6 protein-coding genes are annotated in these 6,430 nt (G+C 61.7%); 3 read left to right on the top strand and 3 right to left on the bottom strand.

Annotated elements, in window-relative coordinates; all coding sequences use genetic code 11:
* The 3 genes from ACYP01_RS06875 to ACYP01_RS06865 form a co-directional block, all read right to left on the bottom strand.
* Positions 1-880 (bottom strand): ABC transporter permease (locus ACYP01_RS06875; protein WP_459679088.1); only part of this gene is annotated, 880 nt, incomplete at its 3' end.
* 63 nt (positions 881-943) lie between these two features.
* A complete protein-coding gene (locus ACYP01_RS06870; protein ID WP_007727338.1) occupies positions 944-1,945 on the bottom strand; it encodes a substrate-binding domain-containing protein in 1,002 nt (333 codons plus the stop codon).
* A 160-nt stretch (positions 1,946-2,105) separates the two neighbouring features.
* On the bottom strand, positions 2,106-3,107 hold the full coding sequence (locus ACYP01_RS06865) for a LacI family DNA-binding transcriptional regulator (RefSeq protein ID WP_459679086.1): 1,002 nt from the start codon (positions 3,105-3,107) through the stop codon (positions 2,106-2,108).
* A 122-nt stretch (positions 3,108-3,229) separates the two neighbouring features.
* Between ACYP01_RS06865 and ACYP01_RS06860 the strand changes: the two genes are divergently transcribed.
* From ACYP01_RS06860 to ACYP01_RS06850, 3 genes are all read left to right on the top strand, one after another.
* Entirely contained in the window at positions 3,230-4,255 is a 1,026-nt protein-coding gene (locus ACYP01_RS06860; protein ID WP_214514469.1) for a Gfo/Idh/MocA family oxidoreductase, read from the top strand.
* Positions 4,252-5,028, top strand: a complete 777-nt coding sequence (locus ACYP01_RS06855; protein ID WP_459679083.1) for a TIM barrel protein — start codon at positions 4,252-4,254, stop codon at positions 5,026-5,028. Before ACYP01_RS06860 ends, ACYP01_RS06855 begins: the two co-directional genes overlap by 4 nt.
* A 173-nt stretch (positions 5,029-5,201) precedes the next feature.
* On the top strand, positions 5,202-6,386 hold the full coding sequence (locus tag ACYP01_RS06850) for a phytanoyl-CoA dioxygenase family protein (RefSeq protein ID WP_404649570.1): 1,185 nt from the start codon (positions 5,202-5,204) through the stop codon (positions 6,384-6,386).
* The last annotated feature ends 44 nt before the right edge of the window (positions 6,387-6,430 follow it).

Below are 6,430 nucleotides of genomic sequence, written 5' to 3'. Positions count from 1 at the left end.
TGAGCAGGCAACCGCCGATGACTGCGGCGATGATGTACAGGAACTCGTTACCAACACCCTGACCGGACTGAACGGTGTTGAACGAGAACAGCAGATGCATGCCCACGAACCAGGCAGCAAAGCCGACGGTCATGAACAAGCCGATCTTGACTGCGGTCACCGGCACACCGATCGCGCGGGCACTGTCCTGATTGCCGCCGACCGCGAAGATCCAGTTGCCGATCTTGGTCTTGAACAAAACAAATGTTGCAATCGCGGTGAACAGCAGCCACCACACGACCGTGATCTTGACGGACACCCCGAAGACCGAGAACGACGACGCGAATACCTTTTTGGCGGAATCGAATCCAGCCATGTCGGAGACGCTGGGTGTGGCCACCTGACCACTCACGAGCTTGGTGACGGCCAGGTTGATACCGGTCAACATGAGGAAAGAACTCAAGGTGATGAGGAAGCTGGGAATCTTCGTCTTCATGACGAGGTAGCCGTTGAAGAATCCGACGGCGAGCGAGACGACCAGCGCCAGAATCGCGCCCACCCACAGGTTGAGGTGCAGGTTGTAGGCGATCATCGACGCGGCGAGCGAGGACGTGGTGACTGCGACGCCGGCGGAGAGGTCGAACTCGCCGCCGATCATGAGCAGGGCGACCGCGCAAGCCATGATGCCGATCGTGGAGCTGGAGTAGAGCACTGTCGCAAGCGCTTCCGGCGTACGGAACGGTGCCGCGACGATACAGAAGAAGATGAAGATGGCGATGGCGCCGACAAGTGAACCCATCTCCGGGCGGAGCAGCAGACGCTGAATGCGCTTTTGCTCCTTCACCCGTTCATCGGTCACGACTTTATGGGCGGCAAGGTCGAGATCTGCCTGAGTGGACATGATTTCCCTTCCGTGCTGGACAGGCGCACGGAGGGCGGACTCTCAGCCCTCCGTGCGCCCGGATCAGCGAGTTCCGTTCTTGGCGTACTCGGCGACCGAGTCGATGTTGGTGTTGTCGATGAACGCGGGTCCGGTCAGGGTGGGCAAGCCACCACCGATCACGTTGCCGTTGTTGAGGTAAAGCCACAGCGAATCGATGGCGAGGTAGCCCTGCAGGAAGGGTTGCTGGTCCACTGCCCACTGCACGTCACCGGATTTGATAGCGTCGACGAGCGCCGCGTTGGTGTCGAAGGTGACGACCTTCGCCTTGCTGCCCGCATTGCCGACCGACGTCACGGACGTCAATGCGAACGGCGCACCGAGCGCGAGAACTCGATCGATTGCCGGGTCCTGTTGAAGTTTCGCGGTGATGGTCGACTCCACCGACGGCATGTCCTTGCCGTTGACGTTGAGAATCTCCGTCGTTCCCTTGAACGACTTCTTCACACCGGCGCACCGTGATTCGAGGCTCACGTTGCCCTGCTCCTGAATCACGCACAGCACCTTGGTGGCACCTTCGGTGTTGAGTCGCTCGCCGGCAGCTTCACCGGCAATCGACTCGTCCTGACCGAAGTACTCCTTGACGCCCATGTCCTTCCAGGTTTCGAGGCCCGAGTTGAGGGCGACCACCGGAATGCCCGCGGCGGTGGCACTTTGGACCGCAGCAACCATGGCGTCGGGCTTCGCGAGGGTGACGGCGATCCCGTCGACCTTGCTGTCGATCGCACTCTGAACCAAGTTGGCCTGATTCGGCGCCTCGGGATCGGCGGAGTACCGAAGTTCGATGTTGTCCTTGGCCGCTGCGGTTTCGGCGCCCTTGCGCACCAGATCCCAGAACGTGTCACCGGGAACTTCGTGGGTGATCATCGCAATGGTGGCGCGGGGCGTGTCCGCCGTACCCGCGCCCATTCCGGATCCGGAAGAATCCGGCTTACCGCCGGTGCTGGAACAGGCGGCCAGACCCAAGACCACGACTGAGGCTCCGGCCAGTACGGCAACGCTCTTGCGTCCCGTGAGAAACGACATGTGAACTCCCTCTCGACATCAACCAACGGCCCGCGAACGGATGGTGCTCGGTTGTATGTGAAAGATGTAATACCCGTCACAGTCGAATGTCAATAGTTTGTTCTGACATTAGGACTGCTTATCAAAGACTGAACAATCTGATTGAAGTCGAAACTGCAGGTCAATGCCCTGCGGGTGCAGTTGAACCTCGAACTACAAGTTGTGGTTGCGCGACTATGTCCCTGCCCAAGAGTCCACTTCCGGCGTCGAGACGTTCGGAGATTCGCTCCACCGCGGCGCCACCCAGAAACGCCGTGTCCTGCCCGACACTGGTCAGATCGATGTGCGCCAAACCTGCCAATGCACTGTTGTCGAATCCGATCACGGAGACGTCGCCGGGCACCGAGACTCCCGCACGCAAGAAGACGTCCAGGACTCCTAGCGCGCAACGATCGTTGAAAGCGAAGACCGCACCGGGAATCCCTTGTTCGACCATCGACCGCGCGGCGTCCGCGCCGAACTCCTCCGTGAGGCCGCCGGGAAGTATCCGCGATTCCAGTCCGGCCGCCCGCATGGCCTTCCGGTAGCCCTGACGCCTCTCCTGGGCGCCCGGACCGCGTCCGCCGTCGACATGGACAATCGAGCGGTGCCCGAGTCCGACGAGATGATTCACGGCCATCACGGCGCCCGCCTCGTCGTCCGTGCGGACAACGTCCACATGTGCTGAAGGCATCTTCCGGGCGAGCACGACGACGGGAACCTTGGCCGCCAGGTCGACGATCTCCGATTCCGGCGCCTGCGAACCCAACAGCAAGATCGCCTCGCATCGGTCGTCGAGCAGGGTGCGCACGGCGCGCGAGCCAGGCCTGCGGTCCGAGACGGCACTGAGAACGACGTCGTAGCGCAAGCGTTCGGCTGCGTCGTAGATCTCGTCGAGCAGTTCCGCGTGAAAGGTTTGCGCGGCAACATAACTGACACCGATCAGGCGGCTGCGATGCTGGCGCAGCAGTCGCGCCGCGTTGTCGGGTCGATAGCCGAGTTCGTCCGCGGCCGCCTTGACCCGTACCCGCGTCGCATCGCTGGCACCCGGGACATCGCGAATGACGATGGACACCAGTGCGCGTGACACACCGGCCAGGTCTGCTACGTCTTGCAAGGTGGGGCGTCGACTGTTCACCTCCACAGACTAGATCGTTCCAGCGAATACACGCCGAAACGTTGACGCACGAGGCAACCAGCGCTTTACTGGCATGGACTAGAACGATCTAGTTCCTCATCCTCATCCTCACTCCGAACGGAGCCCCCATGTCTGCCTCTGTTGCAGTCGGTCTGATCGGCGCTGGATGGATCGGCCGTTTCCACGGCGAGTCCGTCGCGCTGCGTATCCCCGGCACCCGTCTCGTCGCCGTCGCCGATCCTGCGCCCGGCGCTGCGGCGTCGTTGATCGAACGTGTCAGTTCCGACGCCCGCGCGTACACCGACGCCCTTGAGCTGATTGCCGATCCGACCGTCGAAGCGGTGCTCATCAGTACGCCCGCATCAACTCACACCGATCTCGTAGTAGCAGCAGCGGAGGCCGGCAAGCATGTCTTCTGCGAAAAGCCGATGGCTTTGACACTCGAGGACGCCGATCGCGCAATCGGCGCATGCGCCGCGAACAATGTTGCGCTGCAGGTCGGTTTCAACCGGCGCTTCGCCGCCGACTTCGCCGCGGCACACGACGTGATCACCTCCGGTGGGATCGGGACACCGCAGCTACTTCGCTCTCTGACTCGCGATCCGGGAATCACCGCCGACGTCGCCTCCCGAGTCAAGCCGTGGACCATCTTCAACGAGACACTGATTCACGACTTCGACGCCCTGCTCTGGCTCAACCCTGGGGCACGCGTCGTCGAGGTGTTCGCGCAGGCCGATGCTCTCGTCCATCCGCAGTACAAGGAGCAGGGGTACCTCGATACGTCGATGGTTCAGTTGCGGTTCGACAACGGCGCCCTCGCGTCGGCCGAGGCCAACTTCCAGGCCACCTACGGTTACGACGTTCGCGGCGAGGTTTTCGGTTCCGGTGGAATGGTGAGTGCAGGCGAGGTCACGCGGACCGCGATGCGTCATTACAGCTCACCGGGCGTTCTGGCCGACACACCTCGGGTGAACATCGAACTGTTTCACGACGCCTATGTTGCCCAGCTGGCGCACTTCGCAGACTGCATCCGCTCCGGCAGCGCGCCGTCGGTCGACGGTCTCGATGCTCGCAACGCCCTGGAAATCGCACTGGCTGCAAAAGAATCCGTGGAAACCGGACTGCCCGTATCGCTGCTGTCGGTGCCGCAGTGAGCCCCTTCGATTTAGCGGTCTCTGCCGAGATGACGTTCACCGAACTCCCTGTCGTCGAACGCATTCGGCGGATCTCGGAGGCGGGGTTCGCAGCCGAGATCTGGAGTTGGCAAGACAAGGACCTCGATGCTCTGGTCGCCACCGGGGCTCGGTTCTCCTCGATGACCGGCTATCTTCACGGCGATTTGTTCGACGAAGCGGGCAGCGCCGAACTCGTACGTACAGCGGCGCTATGCCTCACGCCGGCAGCGAAACTCGGCGTTCCTCGGCTGAACTTCCATACCGGGGAGCTGATCGACGGACAGGCCGCGCGCCCGCAGTATCGAACTACGGGAGCGATGTGGCTGACGGCCCAACGCGCTCTCGAGAAGATCGCGCGACTGGGTGAAGACGCCGGAGTCGTCTTCTGCCTCGAGAATCTCAATACGATCGTCGATCACCCTGGCGTACCGATGGCCAGAGCCAAAGACACTCTGGCACTGGTGGAATCCGTCTCACACCCCAACCTCAAGATGATGCTCGACCTCTACCACGCACAGATCGGCGAAGGAAACCTCATCGAACTCGTGCGGCGTTGTGGTGACAACATCGGCGAGATTCAGGCGGCCGACGTACCCGGCCGATGCGAACCCGGAACCGGCGAGATCAACTACCCAGCCATCGCACGCGTTCTCGCCGAGCAGGGTTACACCGGCACGATCGGATTGGAGGGCTGGGCATCCGGAGACAGTGACACCGCACTCACTGCTTTCCGGAACGCCTTCACTCTCTAACTCTCACCCAGGAACGTGATCCCGTCGTAGCGCGCAGATCTTCCGTCACCGGTCGAGTCCACGGGGAGCGCTTCCTGAGGTCTTTTTGATGGATTTCAGGGGTAGTTTCGATGGCTTTTCATTGGCAGTCTTTGAGTCACAGCACATCGTGAACTCCGCAGGAAGGCCCCCGAATGACTCCAGCACTGACCGACCACACCGTGCCGTTCGCGGGTAGGTTGCACCGAGAAGACTGCAACATCGACGACCTCGCCGCTTTGGTCGCGCACCGCACAGACCTCGCCGAATACCCATACGCCCATTCAGTGGCCGACGGGGTTCTTCTGTACCACTCGGCAGCATTGGTCGAGCAATCGTCGAATCCAGAAATCCGGGCCGAGATCCAAGACGAGATCGCCCGGGCGTTACTCACCGGCCCCGGCATCACAGTCTTTCAGGGCGCGTTCGACGCGGAGATACTGGATCGCGCCAGCGAGATCTTCCGGCAACTCATTGCGCGCCAACACGAATCCGGCGCGACGTCCGGGGATCACTTCGCCAAACCCGGAGCCAATGACCGGATCTGGGGAGCACAACTGAAGTTGGCGCTCGAAGATCCCAAGGCTTACGTCGACTACTACGCAAACAGCATTGTCGCTTTGGCTTCGGAAGCCTGGCTCGGCCCCATGTATCAGGTGACGTCGGACGTCAACGTCGTCAATCCCGGTGGCGCCGCACAGAATCCACATCGCGACTACCACCTCGGTTTCATGTCGAGCGACGTCGCTGCGAAGTTCCGAGCGCACGTTCATCGCTTGACCCCCGCCCTCACCTTGCAAGGTGCAGTCGCCCATGTGGACATGCCGGTCGAGACGGGCCCGACGAAATATCTGCCTTACTCCCAACAATTCGAATCCGGATACCTCGCGTTCGAGCGTCCCGAGTTCAAGGAGTTCTTCGAGGCCAATTACGTCCAATTACCTTTGGAGAAGGGAGATGCCGTCTTCTTCAACCCTGCACTGTTCCACGCCGCCGGGCACAACAAATCCGCCGACGTCCTGCGCATGGCAAATCTTCTTCAGGTGTCGTCAGCCTTCGGTCGCGCCCTCGGAACCATTGACCGAGAGGCGCTCGTCAACGCGATCTATCCGGCACTGCTCGCCCTCAGCGAAGCAGGTTCCGACGAGTCCGTTCGCTGTGCCGTCGCCGCTTCCGCTGAGGGCTACGCCTTCCCGACCAATCTGGACCGAGACCAACCGATCGACGGCCTCGCGCCTCAGACGCAGGCCGAACTAGTGATGGAGGCGGTTCGCGAGCGGATCTCGCCTGACCATCTGGCCGAGTTGCTGAAGGCACAGTCCGAGAGACGAATGGCCTGAGGGACGACAGCGCTGACGAGACTTGGACCGCCCAATGCCGGTCA

The sequence above is a fragment of the Rhodococcus sp. no. 34 genome, from assembly GCF_054589475.1.
The sequence above is the reverse complement of the archived record's forward strand: the minus strand, read 5'-3'. Positions and strand labels throughout refer to the sequence as shown.

What these genes read in the sequence shown, in the direction of transcription:
- ACYP01_RS06850 (WP_404649570.1), top strand. Translation starts at nt 5,202, where the DNA reads ATGACTCCAGCACTGACCGACCACACCGTGCCGTTCGCGGGTAGGTTG.
- ACYP01_RS06860 (WP_214514469.1), top strand. Translation starts at nt 3,230, where the DNA reads ATGTCTGCCTCTGTTGCAGTCGGTCTGATCGGCGCTGGATGGATCGGC.
- ACYP01_RS06870 (WP_007727338.1), bottom strand. Translation starts at nt 1,945, where the DNA reads ATGTCGTTTCTCACGGGACGCAAGAGCGTTGCCGTACTGGCCGGAGCC.